The organism is Streptomyces dangxiongensis (genome assembly GCF_003675325.1).
In the GTDB taxonomy this organism is placed as follows: domain Bacteria; phylum Actinomycetota; class Actinomycetes; order Streptomycetales; family Streptomycetaceae; genus Streptomyces; species Streptomyces dangxiongensis.
Genome location: NZ_CP033073.1, coordinates 5,974,472 through 5,997,643, shown reverse-complemented (window position 1 = coordinate 5,997,643; position 23,172 = coordinate 5,974,472). Strand labels below are relative to the sequence as shown.

General features: G+C 71.6%; 16 protein-coding genes and 2 pseudogenes. 6 read left to right on the top strand and 12 right to left on the bottom strand.

Features of this window, described 5'->3' with window-relative positions; genetic code table 11:
* Nucleotide 1 precedes the first annotated feature (1 nt).
* The 3 genes and pseudogenes from zwf to pgl all read left to right on the top strand — a co-directional run bounded on the left by zwf (nucleotide 2) and on the right by pgl (nucleotide 3,396).
* Nucleotides 2-1,541: pseudogene (zwf, locus tag D9753_RS27040) on the top strand (glucose-6-phosphate dehydrogenase).
* Nucleotides 1,538-2,617: a glucose-6-phosphate dehydrogenase assembly protein OpcA gene (opcA, locus tag D9753_RS27035; protein WP_121789369.1), complete on the top strand. Its 1,080-nt coding sequence runs from the start codon at nucleotides 1,538-1,540 to the stop codon at nucleotides 2,615-2,617. The pseudogene zwf and the gene opcA overlap by 4 nt, the downstream one beginning before the upstream one ends.
* Nucleotides 2,614-3,396 carry a 6-phosphogluconolactonase gene (gene pgl / locus D9753_RS27030; protein WP_121789368.1) on the top strand — a complete coding sequence of 261 codons (783 nt, stop codon included), beginning with the start codon at nucleotides 2,614-2,616 and terminating at the stop codon, nucleotides 3,394-3,396. Before opcA ends, pgl begins: the two co-directional genes overlap by 4 nt.
* A gap of 106 nt (nucleotides 3,397-3,502) precedes the next feature.
* Here pgl and D9753_RS27025 read toward each other — a convergent pair whose 3' ends face one another.
* The 5 genes from D9753_RS27025 to D9753_RS27005 all read right to left on the bottom strand — a co-directional run bounded on the left by D9753_RS27025 (nucleotide 3,503) and on the right by D9753_RS27005 (nucleotide 10,155).
* Nucleotides 3,503-4,342: a carbohydrate ABC transporter permease gene (locus D9753_RS27025; protein WP_121789367.1), complete on the bottom strand. Its 840-nt coding sequence runs from the start codon at nucleotides 4,340-4,342 to the stop codon at nucleotides 3,503-3,505.
* Entirely contained in the window at nucleotides 4,339-5,694 is a 1,356-nt protein-coding gene (locus tag D9753_RS27020) for an ABC transporter permease subunit (RefSeq protein ID WP_121789366.1), read from the bottom strand. Before D9753_RS27020 ends, D9753_RS27025 begins: the two co-directional genes overlap by 4 nt.
* 8 nt (nucleotides 5,695-5,702) lie before the next feature.
* Nucleotides 5,703-7,028 (bottom strand): ABC transporter substrate-binding protein, encoded by a 1,326-nt coding sequence (locus D9753_RS27015; RefSeq protein ID WP_121789365.1) that lies wholly within the window; start codon nucleotides 7,026-7,028, stop codon nucleotides 5,703-5,705.
* A gap of 35 nt (nucleotides 7,029-7,063) precedes the next feature.
* Nucleotides 7,064-8,728 carry a glycoside hydrolase family 13 protein gene (locus tag D9753_RS27010; protein ID WP_205614275.1) on the bottom strand — a complete coding sequence of 555 codons (1,665 nt, stop codon included), beginning with the start codon at nucleotides 8,726-8,728 and terminating at the stop codon, nucleotides 7,064-7,066.
* A 155-nt stretch (nucleotides 8,729-8,883) separates the two neighbouring features.
* Entirely contained in the window at nucleotides 8,884-10,155 is a 1,272-nt protein-coding gene (locus tag D9753_RS27005; protein WP_121789363.1) for an ABC transporter substrate-binding protein, read from the bottom strand.
* Between the two features lie 123 nt (nucleotides 10,156-10,278).
* Between D9753_RS27005 and D9753_RS27000 the strand changes: the two genes are divergently transcribed.
* The 3 genes from D9753_RS27000 to D9753_RS26990 all read left to right on the top strand — a co-directional run bounded on the left by D9753_RS27000 (nucleotide 10,279) and on the right by D9753_RS26990 (nucleotide 13,920).
* Entirely contained in the window at nucleotides 10,279-10,785 is a 507-nt protein-coding gene (locus D9753_RS27000) for a PadR family transcriptional regulator (RefSeq protein ID WP_121789362.1), read from the top strand.
* Nucleotides 10,782-11,534: an ABC transporter ATP-binding protein gene (locus D9753_RS26995; protein WP_121789361.1), complete on the top strand. Its 753-nt coding sequence runs from the start codon at nucleotides 10,782-10,784 to the stop codon at nucleotides 11,532-11,534. The genes D9753_RS27000 and D9753_RS26995 overlap by 4 nt, the downstream gene beginning before the upstream one ends.
* A gap of 103 nt (nucleotides 11,535-11,637) precedes the next feature.
* Entirely contained in the window at nucleotides 11,638-13,920 is a 2,283-nt protein-coding gene (locus D9753_RS26990) for an FtsX-like permease family protein (RefSeq protein WP_121789360.1), read from the top strand.
* A gap of 97 nt (nucleotides 13,921-14,017) precedes the next feature.
* Here the strand turns inward: D9753_RS26990 and pgi are convergent.
* From pgi to D9753_RS26955, 7 genes and pseudogenes are all read right to left on the bottom strand, one after another.
* Nucleotides 14,018-15,669 (bottom strand): annotated as a pseudogene (gene pgi, locus D9753_RS26985) (glucose-6-phosphate isomerase).
* 152 nt (nucleotides 15,670-15,821) lie between these two features.
* Nucleotides 15,822-16,157, bottom strand: coding sequence for an RNA polymerase-binding protein RbpA (locus tag D9753_RS26980; RefSeq protein ID WP_003976875.1), 336 nt, complete (start codon nucleotides 16,155-16,157; stop codon nucleotides 15,822-15,824).
* A 212-nt stretch (nucleotides 16,158-16,369) separates the two neighbouring features.
* Complete coding sequence (gene secG / locus D9753_RS26975; RefSeq protein ID WP_121789359.1) at nucleotides 16,370-16,606, bottom strand: preprotein translocase subunit SecG; 237 nt, start codon at nucleotides 16,604-16,606, stop codon at nucleotides 16,370-16,372.
* Nucleotides 16,607-16,736: 130 nt separating this feature from the next.
* Entirely contained in the window at nucleotides 16,737-17,513 is a 777-nt protein-coding gene (gene tpiA / locus D9753_RS26970) for a triose-phosphate isomerase (RefSeq protein WP_121789358.1), read from the bottom strand.
* 3 nt (nucleotides 17,514-17,516) lie between these two features.
* The gene (locus D9753_RS26965; RefSeq protein ID WP_121789357.1) at nucleotides 17,517-18,728 is read right to left on the bottom strand and encodes a phosphoglycerate kinase; all 1,212 of its coding nucleotides are present in this window, start codon (nucleotides 18,726-18,728) and stop codon (nucleotides 17,517-17,519) included.
* 134 nt (nucleotides 18,729-18,862) lie between these two features.
* The gene (gap, locus tag D9753_RS26960; RefSeq protein WP_121789356.1) at nucleotides 18,863-19,870 is read right to left on the bottom strand and encodes a type I glyceraldehyde-3-phosphate dehydrogenase; all 1,008 of its coding nucleotides are present in this window, start codon (nucleotides 19,868-19,870) and stop codon (nucleotides 18,863-18,865) included.
* Nucleotides 19,871-20,168: 298 nt separating this feature from the next.
* Nucleotides 20,169-23,123: a M14 family metallopeptidase gene (locus D9753_RS26955; protein WP_121789355.1), complete on the bottom strand. Its 2,955-nt coding sequence runs from the start codon at nucleotides 23,121-23,123 to the stop codon at nucleotides 20,169-20,171.
* Nucleotides 23,124-23,172 lie beyond the last annotated feature (49 nt).

The following is a 23,172-nucleotide window of genomic DNA, read 5'->3' as shown; positions in this document are numbered from 1 at the left end:
GTTGTCACCCGTTTCCGGTTCCGGAGCGAACCCGCTTCGTGACCCGGCCGACCGGCGGCTCCCGCGTATCGCGGGGCCGTCGGGCCTGGTCATCTTCGGCGTCACGGGCGACCTGTCCCGCAAGAAGCTGATGCCCGCGGTGTACGACCTCGCCAACCGGGGTCTGCTGCCGCCGGGCTTCTCGCTGGTGGGCTTCGCCCGCCGCGACTGGGAGCACGAGGACTTCGCCCAGGTCGTGCACGACGCGGTCAAGGAGCACTCGCGCACCCCGTTCCGTGAGGAGGTCTGGCAGCAGCTCATCCAGGGGATGCGCTTCGTCCAGGGCACCTTCGACGACGACGAGGCCTTCGAGCGGCTGCGCGCCACCATCGGGGAGCTGGACAAGGCACAGGGCACGGGCGGCAACTTCGCCTTCTACCTGTCGGTGCCGCCCCGCTCCTTCCCGGTGGTCATCCAGCAGCTCAAGAAGCACGGCCTGGCCGACCAGTCGGGCGGTTCCTGGCGGCGCGCGGTCATCGAGAAGCCCTTCGGGCACGACCTGGCGTCGGCCGAGGAGCTGAACAAGGTCGTGCACGAGGTGTTCGAGCCGGACCAGGTGTTCCGGATCGACCACTACCTCGGCAAGGAGACCGTCCAGAACATACTCGCGCTGCGGTTCGCCAACACGATGTTCGAGCCGATCTGGAACCGGTCCTTCGTGGACCACGTGCAGATCACCATGGCCGAGGACATCGGCATCGGCGGCCGGGCCGGCTACTACGACGGCATCGGCGCCGCCCGGGACGTCATCCAGAACCACCTCCTCCAGCTTCTCGCGCTGACCGCGATGGAGGAGCCCTCCTCCTTCGGCGCGGACGCGCTGGCCGCGGAGAAGACCAAGGTGCTCGGTGCCGTTCGGCTGCCGAAGGACCTGGGCCGCAGCACCGTGCGCGGGCAGTACGCGGCCGGCTGGCAGGGCGGTCAGAAGGTCATCGGCTACCTCGAAGGAGGAGGGCATCGACCCGAAGTCGAAGACCGACACGTACGCGGCGGTCAAGCTGGGCATCGACAACCGCCGCTGGGCGGGCGTCCCCTTCTACCTGCGCACCGGCAAGCGGCTCGGCCGTCGCGTGACGGAGATCGCGGTCGTCTTCCAGCGGGCCCCGCACTCCCCCTTCGACCACACGGCGACGGAGGAACTGGGCTCGAACGCGATCGTCATCCGCGTCCAGCCCGACGAGGGCATCACGGTGCGGTTCGGCTCGAAGGTGCCGGGCACCTCGATGGAGATCCGGGACGTGTCCATGGACTTCGCCTACGGCGAGTCGTTCACGGAGTCCAGCCCGGAGGCGTACGAGCGGCTGATCCTGGACGTGCTGCTCGGCGACGCCAACCTCTTCCCGCGCACGGAGGAGGTCGAGCTGTCCTGGGAGATCCTCGACCCGATCGAGGAGTACTGGGACAAGCACGGCAGGCCCGCGCAGTACCGGTCCGGTACCTGGGGCCCCGCCGAGGCGGACGAGATGCTCGCACGAGACGGACGGAGCTGGCGCCGGCCATGAAGATAGACCTGACCGACACCACCGCCGGCGAGATCAACAAGGCGCTCGTCAAGGGCCGCCGCGCCATCGGCACCCCCGCCGTCGGCATGGTCCTCACCCTCGTCATCGTCACCGACGAGGAGAACGCCTACGACGCCCTGAAGGCCGCCAACGATGCCTCGCGCGAGCACCCCTCGCGCACGCTGGTGGTCATCAAGCGGGTCTCCCGCGGCCCGCGCGACCGCACGTCCTCACGGCTGGACGCCGAGGTACGGGTGGGCGTGGAAGCGGGCACCGGAGAGACGGTCGTACTGCGGCTGTACGGCGAGGTCGCCGACCACGCCGACTCCGTCGTCCTGCCGCTGCTGCTGCCGGACGCCCCGGTGGTCGTGTGGTGGCCGGTGACCGGGCCGCTGGACCCGGCGAAGGACCCGCTGGGCGCGCTGGCGCAGCGCCGGGTCACCGACACCTACGCCGCCGAGCATCCGGTGCGGGAGCTGTCGGCCCGCGCCGAGGCCTACGAGCCCGGCGACACCGACCTCGCCTGGACCCGGATCACGCCGTGGCGCTCGATGCTGGCGGCGGCCCTGGACCAGGTCACCTGCGAGGTGACGGCCGTCGAGGTGGAGGGCGAGGAGTTCAACCCGAGCTGCGAGCTGCTGGCGATGTGGCTCGCGGACCGGCTGGACGTGCCCGTGCAGCGGTCGCTGTCGTCCGGTCCCGGTCTGACGGCGGTCCGCATGGACACCAGTCAGGGGCCGATCGTGCTGGACCGGGCCGACGGCTCGCTGGCCACGCTGACCATCGAGGGCCAGCCGGCCCGCGCGGTGGCGCTGAAGCGGCGGGACACCGCCGAGCTGATCGCGGAGGAGCTGCGCCGGCTGGACCCGGACGACACCTACGCGTCGGCGCTGCGCTACGGCGTGGAGCGGCTGACGACGGTTCCGCGGCAGCAGGCGGCCGACGCGTCCGTCGCCGAGGCGGAGGCGCCCGTCACCGAGCCGGAGCCGGTCGAGGAGGCCGCGAAGGCACCCGCGAAGAAGGCGGCGGCCAGGACCGCGAAGAAGGCCCCGGCGAGGAAGGCGGCGGCGAAGTGAACACACCGCAGCTGGTCGTCCACCGCGACAAGGAGCTGATGGCGCAGGCCGCCGCGGCCCGTCTGATCACGAAGATCGTGGACGCGCAGGCCTCCCGGGGCAGCGCGTCCGTGGTCCTCACCGGCGGCCGCAACGGCAACGGCCTGCTGGCCGCGCTGGCGGCGGCGCCCGCCCGGGACGCCGTCGACTGGGGCCGCCTCGACCTGTGGTGGGGCGACGAGCGCTTCCTCCCCGAGGGCGACCCCGAGCGCAATGTCACGCAGGCCCGCGAGGCCCTGCTGGACTCGGTGCCGCTGGCCCCGGAGCGCGTGCACGCCATGCCCGCCTCCGACGGCCCGTACGGTTCGGACGCCGAGGCGGCGGCCGAGGCGTACGCGACGGAGCTGGCCAAGGCGGCCGGCCCCGAGGACCACGGTTCGGTGCCGGCCTTCGACGTCCTGGTGCTGGGCGTCGGCCCGGACACCCACGTGGCCTCGCTCTTCCCGGAGCTGCCGGCCGTACGGGAGACCGAGCGCACGGTGGTCGGCGTGCACGGCGCGCCCAAGCCCCCGCCGACCCGGATCTCCCTGACGCTCCCGGCGATCCGCTCGGCGCGGGAGGTGTGGCTCCTCGCGGCCGGCGAGGACAAGGCGGAGGCCGTGGCGATCGCCCTGTCGGGCGCGGGCGAGGTGCAGGCCCCGGCGGCGGGCGCGCACGGCCGGTCCCGCACGCTGTGGCTGCTGGACACCGCGGCGGCCTCGCAGTTGCCGCGGTCGCTGTATCCGCCGGCATCGCCGTGAGGCCGTGACGCGCCACCGGGGCGGCGGGAACTCTCCCGCCGCCCCGGTGCTGTTTCGGCGTCCTGCCGTCCTCGGCTCGGTCGTGCCGGCCGGAGGCCGTCCCGGGTCACTTGACGGACCCGGCCATCACCCCCTGCACGAAGTGCCGCTGGAACGCGAAGAACACGACCACCGGCACGATCAGCGACAGGAACGCGCCCGGCGCCAGCACGTCGATGTTGCTGCCGAACTGCCGTATCTGCGACTGGAGTTGAACGGTCAGCGGCTGGGCGGAGCTGTCGGCGAAGAGCAGGGCGACCAGCATGTCGTTCCAGACCCACAGGAACTGGAAGATGGCGAGCGAGGCGATCGCGGGACGGCCCACCGGCAGCACCAGCCGGGTGAAGATGCGCCACTCGCTGCCGCCGTCCATCCGCGCCGCCTCCAGCATCTCCTTCGGCATCTCCGCGAAGTAGTTGCGCAGCAGGAAGACGGCGAAGGGCAGTCCGTACGCCACATGGAAGAGGACGACCCCGGGGATCGTGCCGAACAGGCCGAGCGCGCCGAAGAGTTTGGCCACCGGCAGCAGGCCGATCTGCACCGGCACGACCAGCAGCGCCACCACGAGCAGGAAGAGGGGCTCCCGGAGCGGGAAGTCCAGCCAGGCGAAGGCGTATCCGGCGAGGGCCGCGATCACGACGACCAGGGTGGTGGCCGGCACCGAGATGAGCACGGTGTTCCAGAAGGCCTGGGTGATGCCCGCGTTCTTCAGCAGGGCCGTGTAGTTGTCGAAGGACAGCCGGCCGGGGTCGGCCAGGGCGGTCCACCAGCCGCCGCGGGCCGTGTCCCCGGCCGAGCGCAGGGAGGAGAGGAACAGTCCGGCGAGCGGGGTCAGCCAGACCAGCCCGATGACCACCAGGAAGGCCTGCACCAGGCCGCTGCCCAGGCCGCGCCTGATCGCGTTCATCGCTGACTCCTTCGGAAGCGGCGGACGTTGAACACCATCGCGGGGACGACGAGGAGCAGGAGCAGGACGCCCAGGGCGCTGCCGAGACCCTGGTCGTTGCCGCCGCCGAACGACACCAGCCACATCTGGGTGGCGAGGACGGTGGCGTCCTCCTGGACCGGGCCGGGCGCGATGACGTAGACGAGGTCGAAGACCTTCATCACGTTGATGACGAGGGTCACGAAGACCACGGTGAGCACGGGCGCGAGCAGCGGGACGGTGATCCGGCGGAAGATCTGCCACTCGTTCGCGCCGTCCATGCGGGCGGCCTCCAGGGTGTCGCGCGGAAGGGTGGAGAGCCCGGCGCCGATGAGCACCATGGCGAAGCCGGTCCAGATCCACAGGTAGGCGCCGATGATCGCCGGGGTGACGAGGGTCGGGCCGAGCCAGGAGACGCCCTGGTAGGGCGGGGCGAAGTTGGCGGCGGGCAGCCGCACCGTGTACGAGCCGTCGTGCAGGCCGGTGAAGCGGAAGGAGCCGTCGGCCGCGGTGGCCGTGCTCGCGACCGTCCTGCCGTCACGTACCGCCTCCACCCTCATCCCGGGCAGCCCGCTCTCCCGCGGATCGACCCTGCCCTGCTTGCCGCCCCCGCCGGGGGTGAAGTCCAGGTAGACGACGCCGCGCAGGTCGCCGGGGGCGGCCCTGGTGCCGGCCGCGCGGGCCGCGGGTGCCGCGTCGCGCGGCAGGTCACCGGGCAGGACGCCGACCATCGGGAGGGTCACCGTCTCGCCCGGGGTGGCACTCGTGCGGTAGGAGCCGTCCCGGTCCTGGGCGAGCAGTCCGGCGCGCCCGCGGGCCGTCGGGTACGTCGACGTCCCCTTGAAGGCGTCGTGGACGGAGACGACGGCGGCGTTGAGCACGCCCTTGTCCGGGTCCGCGTCGTAGGCGAGGCGGAAGATGATGCCGGCGGCGAGGAAGGACACGGCCATCGGCATGAAGAGGAGCAGCTTGAAGGCGGTGGCCCAGCGGACCTTCTCCACCAGGACGGCCAGGATCAGGCCGAGCCCGGTGAGCAGGGCGGGGGCGACGACCACCCAGACGACGGTGTTGCGGATGGCCTTGAGGGTGGCCGGGTCGCGGAACATCTCCGCGTAGTTGCCGCCGCCGACGAACCGGGTGCCGGAGGCGTCGAAGAAGCTCCGGCCGACGGAGAACAGCACCGGGTAGACGACGAGCGCGCCGAGCAGGAGCAGCGCGGGGAGGACGAAGAGCAGGGCGATCAGCCGGGTGCGCCGCCGGCCGCGGCGCACGCGCGCCGGGCCGGCGGCGGCCCGCGGGCCCGCCTGCTGTTTCTCGACAGTGATGGCGGTCATGGCGCGGCTCAGTCCCGGTAGGCCTTGGCGGCGGCGGACTCCAGCTTCGCGGCGGTCCCCCTGGGGTCGGACGGGTCGCGCAGGAAGTCCTGGAGGAGCTTCCACTCGCCGGTGCCCTTGGTGCCGCCGAAGGCGGCCGGTGCCTGGTCGGACATGTCGAAGCGGACCGAGTTCCCGGCGCCGGTCAGGGACTTGGCGGTGGCGCGGGTGACGTCGTCGCCGTACCGGTCGAGGCCGAGCTTCCTGTTGGGCGACAGGAAGCCGCCCGCCTTCGCCCAGACGGCCGCCGCCTCGGGGGTCGCCAGGTACTCCAGCAGCTTCATGCCGGCCTTGGCGTTCTTGGCGTCCTTGAGGACGACCGCCGCGTCACCGCCGCTGACGACGGGAGCGCTGCCGCCGCCGACCGCGGGGAAGGGGAAGAAGTCGGCGTCCTTGCCGATGGCCTTCCCGTACTGGTCGTGGGCGACGCCGGCGACGAAGTCTCCCTCGTAGACCATGCCGGCCCGCGGCTTCGGGCCGAAGACCTTCTCCACGGAGCCGGGGAAGTCGGTGTTCAGGGCCTCGTTCGGGCCGCCCGCGACGAGTTGCTTGTCCTCGAACAGCTTGCCGAGGGTGGTGAGCGCCTTCACGACGCTGGGGTCCGTCCACTTGAGCGTGTGGGCGGCGAGGGCGTCGTACTTCCCGGGGCCGGCCTGGGAGAGGTAGACGTTCTCGAACCAGTCGGTGAGGGTCCAGCCGTCCTGTCCGGCGACCGCGAAGGCGGCGAGCCCGGAGTCGGAGACGGTGCGCCCGGCCTTCAGCAGCTCGTCGTACGTCTTCGGCGGCCGGACCCCGGCGGCCGTGAGCGCTTCGGGGCTGTACCAGACGGTCGACTTGTGGGCGGCCTTGAAGTAGAGGCCGTACAGGGTGCCGTCGACGCTGCCGTACTTCTTCCACACGGGGGCGTAGTCGGCGTCGACGGTCCGCCGGGCGGTCTGCGAGAGCGGCGTGAGCCAGCCCTTCTTCGCGAACTGCTGCAGGACGCCGACCTGCGGGACCATCACGACGTCGGGTGCGTTGCCGCCCTCGATCTTGCTGCCGACGACGGTGGAGACGTTGTCGCCGGTGGACACGAACTGTGTTCTGGCGCCGGTCTTCTCGGTGAAGGCGTCCAGCACCTTCTGGAAGTTCTTCTGTTCGCTGCCGGACCAGACACCGGCCACGGTGACCGTCTGGCCGTCGAGGGCCTTGTCACCGCCGCCCGCGGAGACCGGTCCGCCGCCACAGGCGGTGGCGCCGAGGGCGAGCGCGAGGGCGGTGCAGCCGGTGAGCAGGGTCGTGCGTCGTCGCATCATCGTTGACGGACCTTTCCTAGGGGAATGGCGGTGGATCAGAGGCCGGTCAGCCACCAGGCGGCCGTGGAGCCGGGCAGGACGCCGGGCGGGCAGGGGCCGTCGCTGGAGAGCAGGGGGGTGCCGGGGGCCGGCGCGGGGGTGGGGGCCGTACCGAAGTTGACGGCGCAGACCAGTCCGTCGCCGCGGACGAAGCCGAGGACGCCGGGCGGGGTGTCGAGCCAGCGCAGGGCGCCCTCGCCCAGTTGGGGCAGCGAGTGCCGTAGCTGGAGGCCGTCGCGGTACAGGTGCCAGAAGGAGCGGGTGTCGGCGAGGGCCCGGTCGGTGGCGTACTCGGCGAAGTACGACGGCTGGGGCAGCCAGGGTTTGGCTCCCTCGGTGCCGGAGGTGAAGCCGAACGGCGAGGCCTGCCCGGACCATGGCAGGGGCACCCGGCAGCCGTCGCGGATGCGGGCGCGGCTGCCGGTGCGCCGGAAGATCGGGTCGGTGAGGACGTCGTCGGGCAGGTCGACGACCTCGGGCAGGCCCAGCTCCTCGCCCTGGTAGATGTACGCGGCACCGGGCAGGGCCAGCATCAGCAGCGCGGCGGCGCGGGCGCGGGCGGCGCCCAGTCCGCTGCCCTCGGTGGCGGGTTCGCCGTAGCGGGTGACGGTGCGGACCTGGTCGTGGTTGTTGAGGACCCAGGTGACGGTGGAACCGGTGCCGGCGATGTCCTGCATGGCCTCCGAGATGACCTTGCGGAAGGCGTCGGCGTCCCAGGCGGCACCGAGCAGGTCGAAGAAGAAGGCCTGGTGGAGTTCGTCGGGGCGGACGTAGAGGGCGTGTTCGCGGGCGGTGGGGACGGAGACCTCGCCGACCAGGAGGCGTTCGCGTCCGTCGCGGCCGGTGTACTCCTCGCAGACGGCGCGCCAGCGGCGCCACACCTCGTGCACCTCGGGCTGGTTCCAGGCGAGCGGGTTGACCGAGTCGCGGGTGCGGGCGTCGGCCTGCGGGTCGTCGGAGTCGGGCAGTGCGGGGTGCTTGTACAGCCCGGCGGCGACGTCGATGCGGAAGCCGTCCACTCCCCGGTCGAGCCAGAAGCGCAGGACGCGCTCGAACTCGGCGGGGACGCCGGGGTCGCGCCAGTTCCAGTCGGGCTGTTCGGGCGTGAACATGTGCAGGTACCACTGGCCGGGGCGGCCGTCGGACTCCGTGACCCGGGACCAGGCCGGGCCGCCGAACATGGCGTGCCAGTTGTTGGGCGGCGCGCTGCCGTCGGGGCCCCGGCCGTCGGCGAAGTGGAAGCGTGCGCGGGCCGGACTGCCGGGCTCGCCCGCCAGGGCGGCGCGGAACCACGGGTGCTCGCTGGAGCAGTGGTTGGGGACGATGTCGAGGAGCACCCTGATGCCGAGCCGCCGGGCCGCGGTCATCAGCAGGTCGAACTCGGCGAGGTCGCCGAAGACCGGGTCGACGTCGCAGTAGTCGGCCACGTCGTAGCCGTGGTCGTGCTGCGGGGAGGGGTAGAACGGGCTCAGCCAGATGCCGTCGACGCCGAGCTTCTTGAGGTACGGGAGCCCCGCCCGGACGCCGGCGAGGTCGCCGATGCCGTCGCCGGTGCTGTCCAGGAAGCTGCGGACGTAGACCTGGTAGATCACCGCGTCGCGCCACCAATGATGCCTGTTCAACCCTGTGGAACCTGTCTCTGAAAGGGGGCTGTTGTGCATGCATGTTAGGTAGGAGACGAGCAGAGGTGTCAACGAAGTGAACGAAAAATACTGACCAGTTGCGTGGATGAACAAGGGCAAATCGCCGCACGACGCACACAGTCGTGATGGCGGCGTTACCTAACAAGTAACTAAAGACGCCCCATGGTGTCGCGTCAGCGACGGGCGATGGCGTCGAGTTCGCGCGCCAGCCGGCGCACGGCCCGGCCGGGCGTCTGCCGCCCGGTGAGCGCGTCCTGCACGACCGCCTGCACGGCCAGGCTGACCTGGTCGTAGTGCGGGCTCCTGGGGCGCGGCCTGGCGGTCACGACCGCGGTGCGCAGGGTCGGCAGGTAGGGGAACCTTCGCACCAGCGCGGGATCCTCGTACAGCGCGGCGCGCACGGGCGGCAGCGCGCCCCGTACGAGCACCTCGCGCTGGACGGGCGCGCTGGTGAGGTAGGCGATCAGCCGCGCGGCGGAGTCGGGGTGCCGGGCGTGGGCGTTGACCGCGAGGTTCGAGCCGCCGAGGACGCTCGTCCCCGGCCCGTCGGGCCCCGGCAGGGGTACGGCGCCGATCCTCCCGGCGACCTTCGAGCCCGCGGCCGAGGCGACGGCGTACGCGTAGGGCCAGTTGCGCAGGAAGAGCAGCCTGCCGTCCTGGAAGGCCCGCTTGGACTCCTCCTCCTTGTACGTCAGCGCCTGCTTCGGTATCCAGCCCTCGCGGACGCCGCGGGCGAGGAAGCCGATGCCCTCGCGGGCCGCGGCGGAGTCGACGGTGACACGCCTGCCCTCGCCGCCGAGGATCGTGCCGCCCGCCGAGTACACGGCCTCGGCCGCGTTCACGGTGAGCCCCTCGTAGGGCAGGAACTGGCCCGCGTAGCCGGCGAGCCCGTACTTCGGCGCGATGGTCCGCGCGTCGTGCTCCAGTTCGGCCCAGGTGCGCGGCGGGGGCACGCCCTCCTTCGCGAGGACGTCCTTGCGGTACAGGAGCAGCCCGGCGTTCGTGACGTACGGCACCGCGTACAGCCGGCCGCCGTACGTCGCCGTGTCCACCACCGGCGCCAGGAAGCTGCGCAGCGGGAAGCGGTCGCGGGGCAGCGGGCTGATCCAGCCGGCCGCCGCGAACTCCGAGGTCCAGTCGACGTCGATGTTGAGGACGTCGAACCGGCCCCGGCCGCCGCCGCGCAGGTCGGTCGTCATCTGCGCGTGCGTCTCGTCGGCGGAGTCCGGCAGCTCGACGAGGGTGACCCTCTCACCGGGGTGAGTGCGGTTCCAGCCCCGCAGCAGGGGGCCGAGATAGCCGGTGAGGTCCCCTGCGGTGGCCAGGGTGAGCGGGCCGCGACCGCTGCGGGCGGCCTCGTCGGCACGGGCACCGGAGGCCACGTACCCTGCCATGATCACCACGAGTACGAGAAGGACCCTACCGGCGGCGTGCGTCCACCGCATAGGTTCCTCCCTGTACACCGGCACCACGGGCGTCTTCGCCCGGGGACAGAGGCCATGTATACCTGTTAGGTATGCGCGATACTAGGGCCTGGAGCACATGCGGCAGACAGGAGGACAGCACGCGTGCGCCTGCCCCTCCTGGCACTCCTCGCCCGCGGCCCGGCCCACGGCTACGAGCTGAAACAGGACCTTGAGCAACTGCTGGGCTCCGCGTACCCTCAGCCGAACATCGGCCAGGTCTACGTCACCCTCGGCCGCCTGGAGAAGTCCGGGCTGATCGAGGGCGAGGACGTCGAGCAGTCGAGCCGGCCCAACAAAAAGGTCTACCGCCTCACCGACGCCGGACGCGAGGCACTGCACGTCTGGTTCGAGGAGACCGAGGACGAGCCGCGGGTGCGGGACGAGTTCTTCATGAAGCTCGCCCTCGCCCCGCAGACCGGTCTCGCCGACCAGATCGCCCTCATCAACCGGCAGCGGCGCCAGTACCTCAACACCATGCGCGTCCTGTCGAAACTGGCCGCGGCCGAGGACCGGGACAACCGAATCGCCCATCTGCTGATCGAGGGCGCGATGCTGCACCTCCAGGCGGACCTCGACTGGCTGGAGCGGTGCCAGGAGGAACTGGAATGAGCGAGCACGCCGCCCCCGTGCTGCGGGCCGAGGGCCTGGTGAAGACCCACCACGGCGAGGGCGCGCCCGCGCGTGCCGTGCGCGGGGTCGGCCTGTCCGTGGCGCGCGGCGAGTTCGTGGCGATCACCGGCCCGTCCGGTGCGGGCAAGTCGACGCTGCTGCACCTGCTCGGCGGACTCCAGCGGCCGGACGAGGGCAGCATCTGGCTCGACGGCCGGTGCACGGACTCCTTCGGCGAGGCCCGGTGGGCGGTGGAGCGCAGGAAGTCCATCGGGATCGTCTTCCAGTTCTTCAACCTGGTGTCGAACCTGTCGGTCGCCGACAACGTCGAGCTGCCCGCGCTGCTGGCCGGTGTCCCGCCGAGGAAGGCCCGCGCCGAGCGCGCGGAACTCCTCGCCGAGCTGGGTCTGGAGGGCAAGGAGCGCAGCATGCCGGGCGAGCTGTCCGGCGGCGAGCAGCAGCGGGTCGCGCTCGCCCGGGCACTGGTCAACCATCCGCCGCTGCTGCTCGCGGACGAGCCGGCCGGCAGCCTGGACAGCAAGGGCACCCGCGAGGTGATGCGGCTGCTGTCCCGCTTCCACGGCCGCGGGCAGAGCATCGTCCTCGTCACCCACGACGCCCGGCTGGCCAGCGCCGCCGACCGGGTGATCAGCTTCTTCGACGGCCGCATAGCCGACGACGCCACGCTGGACGGCACCCCGCCGCCCCGGCGCGGCGGCATCTCCGCCGTACTGGAGCTGAGGGACTGATGGGCCGACCGCACACCCGCCCGCCGGCGAGCCGCCCCCGCGTGAGCCGCCCGGGACCGACGAGGCGGCCCCCGGCGCGGGCCGGACTGAGGGGCTGAGGCGGGTGCGGGCCGCTCTGCGCTGGGCGCACTCCGATCTGCGCACGCACCGCGGCGAGGCGCTGTTCCTGGTGCTGGCCACCGCCGGCATCGTCGCCTCGCTGTTGTTCGCCACCGCCCTGTTCGGGTACGCCACCAACCCCTGGCAGCGCACGTTCGCCGAGGCGCGCGGGGCACACGTGTGGCTGCACACCACCCCGGCCGCCGACACCCGTGCCGTGGCCCGGCTGGACGGCGTCACCGCGGTCGCCGGTCCCTACCGCACCGAGTCCGCCACCGTCACCGCCCGCGGCACCCGCGCCGCCGTGGAGCTGCGCGGCACCCCCCGCCCGCCCTCCGTCGGCCGGCCGCTGCTGACCGCCGGGCACTGGCTTGACCCGGCCGTGCCGGACGGCGTGGTGCTGGAGAGCAGCCTGGCCCGCGCCCTGCTGGCCGAACCCGGGGACACCCTGGCCCTGCCGGGCACGGCCCGCACCGTGACCGTCGAAGGGGTCGCGGACAGCGCCGACCCCCCCTACCGCCCGGGCGAGCAGCCGGGGCTGGTGTGGGCGTTGCCGTCCGCCGTACGCGCCTCCGGCGGCCAGGTCGTCGGGCTGCGGCTCGACGACCCGGCCGACACGGACTACGCCGTGCAGCGCGCCGTCACCGTGCTGGGCGCGGGCGTCGTCGGGGAGGTCTCGACCTGGCAGCAGGCCCGCGCCGCGGCGCAGGGCGAGAACCGTCTGCTGGGCCAGGTGCTCGGGCTGTTCGGCCTGGGCGCCCTGATCGCCGCCGGGTTCGCGGTGCACGGCGCGATCGCCACCCGCATCCGCGGACATCTGCGGGACCTGTCGGTGCTGAAGGCGATCGGCTTCACCCCCGGGCAGGTCGTACGGATCTTCCTGCTCCAGCACCTGGCGTACGCCCTGCTCGGCGCCGTGGCCGCGGCGGCGCTCACCGAGGCGCTGGGCAGCCGGGTCCCGGGACGGCTCGGGGACGCCGTGGGCGTGTGGCAGGGGCTGCCCGGGCACACCGTGGCGCTGTCCGCGGTGCCGACGGGCGCGGTGCTGTTCATCGGCCTGACCACGGGGCTCGCGGCCTGGCGGGCGGGGCGGGTGCCGCCGGTCCCGGTGCCGCGCCCGGCCGGGCCGGCGGGCGGCCGGCTGACCGGGCCGGCCCGGCGGGCGCTCGGCCTGCGGCTGCCGGCCGCGCTGGTCCTCGGCTGCCACAAGGCGTTCGCGGGGCGCGGCCGGTCCCTGGCCACCGTGGCCCGGCTGACGCTGCCGCTGCTGCTGATCGTGGTGGCGCTCAGCGCGTGGACCACGCTCGACCGCTTCCACAGCAGCCCCGAACGGATGGGCCTGCCCACGGCGCTCACGGTCCGCTCGGACGGCGCGCCGTCCCCGTCCGGCACCCGGGCCCTGCTGACCCGTGATCCCCGGGTCGCCGCCGCCTACCCCGGCGTCGAGGTGGCCGCGCTGGTCCCCGGGCAGACCGGGACCATCGCGCTGCGCGGCATCGGCACCCGCGCGGAGCCCTGTCCCCGCGTCCTCGCCGAGGGCCGGGCCGCCCGCGGGCCGGACGAGGCGGTGGCCGGCCAGGGCCTGCTCGACCTGCTGCACGCGCGGGTCGGGGACTGGGTGCGGATGACGGTGGGCGACCGGCCGCAGATCCTGCACATCGTGGGCCGCAGCATCGAACCGCAGAACGCCGGGCGGGTCGTGACCACGTCCCTGGACACCCTCCGCGAGAACGATCCGGGCGTGTCCGCGGCCTTCTGGGAACTGCGGCTGCGCCCCGGTGCCGACCCGCGGCGGGTGGCCGCCGCCCTCACCGCGGCCGGCCGCGGCCACCTTGACGTGCATCCGGTGACGAACCCGGCCGACGGGCTGTCCCCGCTGCGCGCGGTGGTCGCCGGGCTGATCGCCGTGCTGGCCCTCATCGGTCTGGTCGAGCTGCTCACCGCGATCGGCGGCACCGTCCGCGAGGGCGAGCGGGACGTGCTGGCGCTCCGGGCGATCGGGATGTCGCCGCGTCAGATCACCGGGATCGCCGTCACCGCGACGAGCTGTACGGCCCTGGCGGCGGCCGTCGCCGCCATGGCGCTGGGGCTGCCGCTGGCCCGCCGGCTGATCGACGCCCAGGGCGGCTCCAGCGGCATCGGGGCCGGGATCGCCCAGTACCCCGCACCGGGGCAGCTTGTCCTGCTGGGGTCGGCGGCGGTGCTGGGCGCGGCGGCACTGGCCGCGCTCCCGGCGGCCCGGGCGGCCCGCCGGCGCCTCGCGGACACGCTGAGCGCGGTGGGCTGAACCCGGCCCGCGGGGGCTGTTGCGCCGGGCCGGACGGCGCCGTACCGGACAGTGCCGGGCCGGGCCGGTCAGAGCCGGGGGCCGGCACCGCGATGTGTCAGCTACGGCCGCGCAGCTCCCGGTAGGCGGCGACGAGGGCCCTGGTGGACGGGTCGAGGCCGGGTACGTCGGTGCCTTCGGTGAGGGCGGGTTCGACGCGTTTGGCGAGGACCTTGCCCAGTTCCACGCCCCACTGGTCGAAGGAGTCGATGTTCCACACCGCGCCCTGGACGAACACCTTGTGCTCGTACAGGGCGATCAACTGGCCGAGCACGGACGGGGTCAGCTCCCGCGCCAGGACCGTCGTGGTGGGATGGTCACCGTGGAAGGTACGGTGCGCGACCTGCTCCTCGGCCACCCCCTCCGCACGGACCTCCTCGGCCGTCTTGCCGAACGCCAGCGCCTGCGTCTGCGCGAAGAAGTTCGCCATCAGCAGATCGTGCTGCGCGGCCAGTTCACCGCTCAGCTCCCCCACCGGACGGGCGAAACCGATGAAGTCCGCCGGGATCAGCTCGGTGCCCTGATGGATCAACTGGTAGTAGGCGTGCTGCCCGTTCGTGCCCGGCGTGCCCCACACCACCGGCCCCGTCCGCCACTGCACCGGCGTGCCGTCACGCTGCACCGACTTGCCGTTGGACTCCATGTCCAACTGCTGAAGATAGGCCGTGAATTTGGACAGGTAGTGGCTGTAGGGCAGCACCGCGTGCGACTGCGCGCCATGGAAATTGCCGTACCAGATACCCAGCAGACCCAGCAGCAGCGGGGCGTTGGCCTCCGGCGGCGCGGTACGGAAATGGTCGTCGACCAGCCGGAAACCCTCCAGCATCTCGGTGAACCGCTGCGGACCGATCGCGATCATCAACGACAGACCGATCGCGGAGTCGAAGGAGTACCGGCCGCCGACCCAGTCCCAGAACCCGAACATGTTCTCCGGGTCGATACCGAAGTCGCTGACCTTCTCCCCGTTCGTGGACAACGCCACGAAATGCCTCGCCACCGCCTTCTCGTCCCCGCCGAACGCCCGCAGCAGCCAGGTCCGCGCGGAGGTGGCGTTCGTGATCGTCTCGATCGTGGTGAACGTCTTGGACGCCACGACGAACAGCGTCTCGGCCGCATCCAGGTCCCGGGTCGCCTCGTGCAGGTCCGCGCCGTCCACGTTCGACACGAACCGGAACGTCAACTCCCGCGCCGCGTACGGACGCAGCGCCTCATAGGCCATCGCCGGACCCAGATCCGAGCCCCGATACCGATGTTGACGACGTTACGGATCCGCCGGCCGCTGTGACCGGTCCACTCACCCGAACGGACCCGCTCGGCGAACCCGGCCATCTTCTCCAGCACGGCGTGCACCTGGGGCACCACGTTCTCACCGTCGACCTCGACCACCGCGTCCCGCGGCGCACGCAACGCGGTGTGCAGCACCGCCCGGTCCTCGGTGACGTTGATCCTCTCACCGGCGAACATGGCATCGCGCAGACCGAACACGTCCGCCGCCGCCGCCAGCTCCCGCAACAACCGCAGCGTCTCGTCGGTCACCAGCTGCTTGCTGTAGTCGATGTGCAGATCACCGACCTGAAGCGTGTACCGCTCCGCACGGCCGGGATCGGCCTCGAACAACTCCCGCAAACGCGGCTGGTTCCCGGCGCGATGATCGGCCAGAGCCGTCCACTCGGGCGTCCGGTTGAGCCTCGTACGGCCGTCCGCGTTCATTTCCGACCTCCGCCTTCCGTCGTGCCTGTCCCAGCCGTTCCAACCTAGTTGATCAGCATGGAACGTGAGCCGGCACGTCGACGGCAGACCGGGGCGGCGCGCCGCACACGGCTCCGGCCAGGCACCCTCGGGTACCCGGCCGGTCGGTGTCGCTAGATCTCGCCCCGCAGTTTGGCGAGCGCCTCGGCGAGGATCGCCTCGCCGTCCGCGTCGCTGCGCCGCTCCCGTACGTACGCGAGGTGCGTCTTGTACGGCTCGGTGCGCGGCGGGTCCGGCGGGTTGTCCCGGTCCTGGCCGGCCGGGAAGCCGCAGCGTGGGCAGTCCCAGGTCTCGGGAACCTGCGCGTCGCTGGCGAAGCTCGGCTGCGTCTCATGCCCGTTGGAGCACCAGAAGGAGATGCGCAGACGCGGCGCGGACTCGCCGCGCTCGGCCTCGCCCATCGGCCCCGCCCCGACCCGGCTTCCTCGGATCGCGTTGCCACTTGCCACGGTCGTAACTCCCTGCGTGATGGTGCCGCGAAGCGAGTCGGCGTTTCGCTTCGCCGCGAGCGCCTCAGTCTACGTAAGGCCCAACGCGCGTCCAGTGACTGGAGTTACCGGCCCCCACATCAAGACGCAAGCCCCATGATAGGCCGCGCTCAGGATCGCGTACCGAACATGGGGCTTTACGTGCGAAACGGGCGGGTTGCGCTGTTCGCGTGTCAGCCGTTCGACTTCATCAGCAGGCCGAGGACGATGATGCACGCGAACCACAGCACAGCGATCACGATGGTGATCCGGTCGAGGTTGCGCTCGGCGACCGAGGAACCGCCGACGGAGGACTGCATGCCACCGCCGAACATGTCGGAGAGGCCGCCGCCCTTCCCCTTGTGCATCAGCACCAGCAGCATCAGCAGCAGGCTGAAGACGATCAGGGCGATCGAGAACCCCAAAACCACGGCTGGACCAACTTCCTCGGATTCTGATGGACGACGGGGCCGACGCTCCCGCGGGGGCTGGCAGCTCCCGTGACAGTTCCGGCCCCGCAAGGGTACGACGTATCGCCGCTACCGCCTACTCATGGCCGCGTCACTGGTCGCGGAACCGCACGATCCTGACGAACTCGTCGGCGTCCAGCGAGGCGCCGCCGACCAGGGCGCCGTCGATGTCGGCCTGAGCCATGATCTCGGCGACGTTGCCCGACTTCACGGAGCCGCCGTACTGGATGCGGATCTTGTCGGCCACGTCCTGCGAGTACAGCTCGCCGAGCCTGGCGCGGATGGCGGCGCAGACCTCCTGGGCGTCCTCGGCACCGCAGACCTTGCCGGTGCCGATGGCCCACACGGGCTCGTAGGCGATCACGACGGTCTCGGCCTGCTCGGCCGGCAGGTCCCTCAGACCGCCGTCGACCTGGGCGAGGGTGTGGGCGACGTGGTCGCCGGCCTCCCGGACGTCCAGCTCCTCGCCGACGCACAGGATCGGGGTCAGGCCGTGCTTGTAGGCGGCCTTGACCTTGGCGTTGACCAGTTCGTCGGTCTCGTTGTGGTACTGGCGGCGCTCGGAGTGGCCGATCACCACGAACGTGCACTTCAGCTTGGCCAGCATCGGGCCGGAGATCTCGCCGGTGTAGGCACCGGAGTCGTGCTGCGAGATGTCCTGGGCGCCGTACTTGATGCGGAGCTTGTCGCCGTCGACCAGGGTCTGCACGGAGCGGAGGTCGGTGAAGGGCGGCAGGACGGCGACCTCGACGGCCTCGTAGTCCTTGTCGGCCAGGGCGAAGGCGAGCTTCTGGACGTGCGCGATGGCCTCGAGGTGGTTGAGGTTCATCTTCCAGTTGCCCGCCATGATCGGCGTGCGGGTGCTCAAGGGTCAGTCCTCCAGTGCGGCGAGGCCGGGGAGCGTCTTGCCCTCGAGGTATTCGAGGGAGGCGCCGCCACCGGTCGAGATGTGGCCGAATGCGTTCTCGTCGAAGCCGAGCGTACGCACGGCCGCGGCGGAGTCACCGCCGCCGACGACGGTGAAACCGCCGGCGCCGACGAGGGCCCGGGCGACCGCTTTGGTGCCCTCGGCGTAGTCGGGGTGCTCGAAGACGCCCATCGGACCGTTCCAGAACACGGTCTCGGCGTCGGCGAGCTTCGAGGCGTACAGCTCCCGGGTCCTCGGGCCGATGTCCAGGCCCTCCTGGTCGGCGGGGATCTTGTCCGCGTCGACCACGGTGTGCTCGGTCGGGGCCTTGGCCTTCAGGTCCGGGAACTCCCGGGAGACCACGACGTCGACGGGGAGCACCAGCTCCACACCCTGCGCCTCGGCGCGCCGGATGTACTCCTGGACGACCGGGACCTGGTCCTCCTGGAGCAGGGAGATGCCGACCTCGTAGCCCTTGGCCTTGAGGAAGGTGTAGGCCATGCCGCCGCCGACGAGGATGCGGTCGGCCTTGCCGAGGAGCTGGTCGATGACGGCGAGCTTGTCGGAGACCTTGGCGCCGCCGAGCGCGACGACGTAGGGGCGCTTGACGTCGTCGGTGAGCTTCTTCAGGACGCCGACCTCGGTGGCGATGAGGTAGCCGGCGTAGTGCGGCAGGCGGGCCGGGAGGTCGTAGACGGAGGCGTGCCCCCGGTGCACGGCGCCGAAGCCGTCACCGACGTAGACGTCCGCGAGGGCGGCGAGCCGGTCGGCGAAGGCGCCGCGCTCGGTGTCGTCCTTGGCGGTCTCGCCGGGGTTGAAGCGCAGGTTCTCCAGGACGGCGACCCGGCCGTCGGCGAGACCGGCGACCGTGTCCGCGGCGGACTGCCCGACGGTGTCGGTCGCGAAGGCCACGTCGGAACCGAGGAGTTCACCCAGGCGGGAAGCGGCCGGCGCGAGGGAGAAGGCGGGGTCCGGAGCGCCCTTGGGGCGGCCCAGGTGGGAGGCGACGACCACCTTGGCGCCCGCGTCGGCGAGGGCCCTGACGGTGGGCAGGACGGCGCGGATACGGCCGTCGTCGGTGATCGTCCCGTCGGCCAGCGGCACGTTGAGGTCGGCGCGGACGAAGACCCGCTTGCCGCGTACGCCGTCGGCGAGAAGTTCGTCGATCGTCTTCATTGAGTGGACTCCTGAGGAGGGCTCGTGGTGCACCTGATCGTAAGAGGACGTGGTCAGTACGCGGGACAGGGCCCGGGCAGCGCGGCGGTGCGCTGCCCGGGCCCTGCGCCCACTTCGGGGTCCTGCTCCAGCGATCAGAGCTGGTTGCCGACGAAGACCGTGAGGTCCACGAGGCGGTTGGAGTAGCCCCACTCGTTGTCGTACCAGCCGATGACCTTCACGCTGTTGCCCTCCTGGACCATGGTCAGGGAGGAGTCGAAGGTGCAGGACGCCGGGGCGTTGACGATGTCCGAGGAGACGATCGGGTCCTCGGTGTAGTCGATGAGGCCCTTCAGCTCGCCCTCGGCGGCCTTCTGGAAGGCGGCGTTGACCTCTTCCTTGGTGACCTCGCGGCTGAGTTCCACGACGAGGTCGGTGACCGAGCCGGTCGGGACCGGGACGCGCATGGCCATGCCGTCCAGCTTGCCCTTGAGCTGCGGCAGCACCAGGGCGGTGGCCTTGGCGGCGCCGGTGGTCGTCGGGATGATGTTCTCGGCGGCGGCACGGGCGCGGCGCAGGTCCTTGTGCGGGAAGTCAAGGATGCGCTGGTCGTTCGTGTACGCGTGCACTGTCGTCATCAGGCCCCGGACGATGCCGAAGTTCTCGTCGAGGACCTTGGCCATCGGCGCCACACAGTTGGTGGTGCAGGAGGCGTTGGAGATGACGTGGTGGTTCGCCGCGTCGTACTTGTCCTGGTTGACGCCCATCACGATGGTGATGTCCTCGTCCTTGGCCGGAGCCGAGATGAGGACCTTCTTGGCGCCGCCGGCGATGTGCTTGGCGGCGTCGTCCTTCTTGGTGAAGATGCCGGTCGACTCGATGACGATGTCGACGCCCAGCTCGCCCCACGGGATGTCCGAGGGGTTGCGCTCGGAGAGCACCTTGATGGTGTGACCGTCGACCGTGATCGTGTCGGCGGTGTGGGAGACCTCCTGCTTGAGGCGGCCCAGGATCGTGTCGTACTTGAGCAGGTGGGCGGTGGTCGCGGTGTCACCCAGGTCGTTGACAGCCACGACCTCGATGTCTGCGCCCTGCTCCAGCAGTGCGCGGAAGTAGTTACGCCCGATACGGCCGAAGCCGTTGATGCCTACGCGGATCGTCACGAACCGATCTCCTCGTTGGTACGCCGGCCATGCGGTGCCGGCGAGCTCTGTTTGGGATGTCCCCGACCACCACCGACCCTACCTCTCTGCGGGCCCCGGGGTGACATCGAGATGGCGCATACACGGGCAGGCGGTCCGTACTGGTCAGTAGGGGTACGGACCGCCTCGGATCGGCAACGGTTTCATCCGTATGTGCGACGAATTGCGGGGCACTTTCGGCGCCATTTTCACTCGTTCGTGAGCGGGTCGGCTCACTTGATGGGCACCCCGTTCGCGCACCGTTGAGAAGGGGGTCCGCTCACCTGTCGAGCGAGTCGAACGCCTTCCTCAGCAGAGCCGCCCGGTCGGCCGCCGACGCCATCTGTTCGAGGCCGAATCCGAGCAGCACGGTGTCGTCCGTGGCGACCGCTGCGTACGTCCGGAACAGCGTCCCGGTGCGCGCCCAGTCCTTGAGCACCGCCGGGCTGCCGGGGGGAGGTCCGGCCGCCCTCCAGGCGCCCAGGGACGACTCGAAGCCCTCGGTCTCCCTCGCCGTGCCGCCCACCACCAGTGAGGCGTCGTCGGCCAGGACACCGTGGCCGCCGCTGCCGGGGTCGGTGACGTAGCCGAGCGACACCTCGACGGACTTCCCGGCGTACCCGCTCAGGTCGAAACTCACCTGCCGCCACCCGCCGGAGCTGCCGGTGAGGCTGTTCCAGGAACCGGTGGTGCCGGTCGCCGTGCAGGTGTTGCCCGTCAGCGTCAGGTAGTGCTTGAGCCACGGGTGCTCGCCGATCAGGAAGCCGTCCCCGCAGTCGGCCGGCACGGCCGTGCTCGTGGCCCCGCCGGCCTCCGGCAGGGTCGTCCAGTCGGCGGCGCCCGTGGTGTGCGCCTCGACCACCGCGTGGTCGTAGCCGGGCTCGGTGTCCCACAGCAGCCGCATGCTCAGGGCCGGCTTGTCGGCGGCGCCGACACCGGTGAGGTCGATGGTGCGGGTGAGTCGTTTGTAGGCGTCGTCGGTGTGCACGGCGGCGGCCATGGCGGCACCCGTGTACGGCCCGTACGGGTCGGCCGTCCCGGGGAACGTCCCCGCGCCCGCGCTCCTGAACTGCGGGTACGTGGAGTCCGGCAGCTCGTCGGAGGTGACGCCGTAGGTGCCCGCCCTGTCCAACGGGTTGCCGGGCGCGTCGCCGAGGGTGCCGGTGACGCCGTCGAGCGCGCCGGTGCCGGTGAAGCCGGTGGCCCCCTTGGTCGACGTACGGCTGAAGGCCCCCAGGTAGTACTGGCTGAAGTCGTCCGACAGGGTGCCGTCGCCGAGGTCGACGCTGCCGCCGGCCAGCTCACCGGCCTCGATCAGTCTGCCGCCCTCGTTGAGGTAGGCGCGCAGCTCGAGCTGGGTGGGGTTGGCCGGGCCCTTCGCCCCCGAGTAGTGCACGACCGTCCGGAAGTGCCGCAGCACGCCGAGCGCGTCGGGGGCGCCCTGGGTGGCCACGTCCCACACGAGGGCCCTGTGCCCGGCCGCCTTCAGCGCGTCCACGTACGCCCGCGCCTGGGTGGCGGCCGTCCCCTCCTCGGCGACGACGAGGGTGTCCGCCTTCGGGCGCTCGGCGACGGTGTACGTGAAGTGGGAGCTGGAGACCTTCCTGCCGGCCCTGGTCTCGCCGGTGAACCACACCTCGACCCGGTCGCCCGGCGCGCCGTCGCGCACCCTGGCCCGGTACTCGTCGAAGTAGAGGTTGTCCTCGCCGCCGTAGGTCTGCCCGCCCTTCCAGGGCCGCAGCGCCTGGTCGAGCGTACGGCCGCCGTTGACGCGGTACTTCAGCTCCTTGTCCCGGATCGCCTTGCGGACGACGGCCGAGACCTCCTGGTCCGCGCCCCGGGAGTACGACGTGGAGAACGCGGCCGGGGTGAAGTCGGCGGCGCTCAGACCGACCGAGGAGGCCGGCCTGTCGGGGTGTACGGCGGTCTCCGCGACGGAGAGCGCGAACGGGACGTTCTTCTCGAACTCCTGCCGGATCAGCTTCTCGTCGTCCGGGAAGCTGAAGACCGACCGGCAGTCCTGGGCCTTCCAGGCGTCGTCCGGATCGAGGTCCGACGCGGTCTGGCAGGTCGACATCTCCGGGGTGAACATCGCCATCCCGTTGACGTTCGACGCGTGGCCGTCCGCCTCGCCGTTGGTGGTGTACAGCTCCGAGGAGACCTGCGAACGGTAGCCGGGAACGGCCGGGTTGTCGGGGGTGCCGGCCAGCGCCCGGTAGAGGACGTCGTCGGGCGTGGGGGTGGCCACCTGCCAGCCGACGCCGTAGAGCAGCAGTTCGGCGGCGGAGTGGTAGTTGATGGCGTACCTGAAACCGATGCGCTTCTCGAAGGCGTCCAGCGCCCGGGTCTCGGGCTCGGACGCGGGGCTCGCGCCGCGGTAGGTCTGGCTGGTCGGGTCGGGCGACGAACCCTCGTCGTCGTAGCCCCACTTGTACGGGAAGTTGCGGTTGAGGTCGACGCCGTCACCCGTGCCGATGACGCCGTCGCCGTTGACGTCCCGCAGGTTCTTGCGCCACAGGCGGGTGCCGGCGTCCCGGAAGGTGTAGTCGTAGCCGTCCGGGTTGGCCGACAGGACGAACCACAGCTCGGTCGAGTCGACGATCTTCTTGACCCGCCGGTCGGTCGTGTAGTGGTCCAGGTAGTAGTGCATCAGACGCCGGGTCATCTCCGGGGTGATCCACTCGCGCGCGTGCTGGTTGGACATGTACAGCACGGACGGCTTGGAGCCGTCCCGCGACCTCTCGGCGTTCCTGGTGAGTCTGAGCGCGAGGATGTCCTGGCCGTCGACGGTCCTGCCGATGGACTCCACCTTGGTGAGACCGGGGTGGTCCCGGGCGGTGCGCAGGATCTCCTCCCTGAGCCCGCCACTGCCGCTGTAGGGGCGGAACACGCCCTGCCCGGCGTCCTCGACGCGCGCCCGTGCCCGGGCGGACAGGGTGCGCTCGGTGAGGTCGACGCCCTGTTCGCGCAGCCGCGCGGCCTGCTTGCCGGTGAGGTAGACCTCGACCTCCGTCCGGCCCTTTCCGGTCACCTGTTCGCCGAGTTCGCGGCCGTCCTGCCCCGCCTCGAGCAACAGGGGCACCTGCTGCCGGGTGACGTCGGCGCGGAAGACCCTGACCTCGTCCGGCCGGGGTGGCGCCGGACGTCCGTTCTGTGCCTGGGCGATGGGCGCAAGGCTCGCTCCGCCGATCAGAAGCGCGCCGACAGCGAGGATCGATCTCGCTCTGTGTCTCATGAACCCCCCTAGCGGTGGTCCGCCACAGCGACGAACCGCTGCCAGGCTC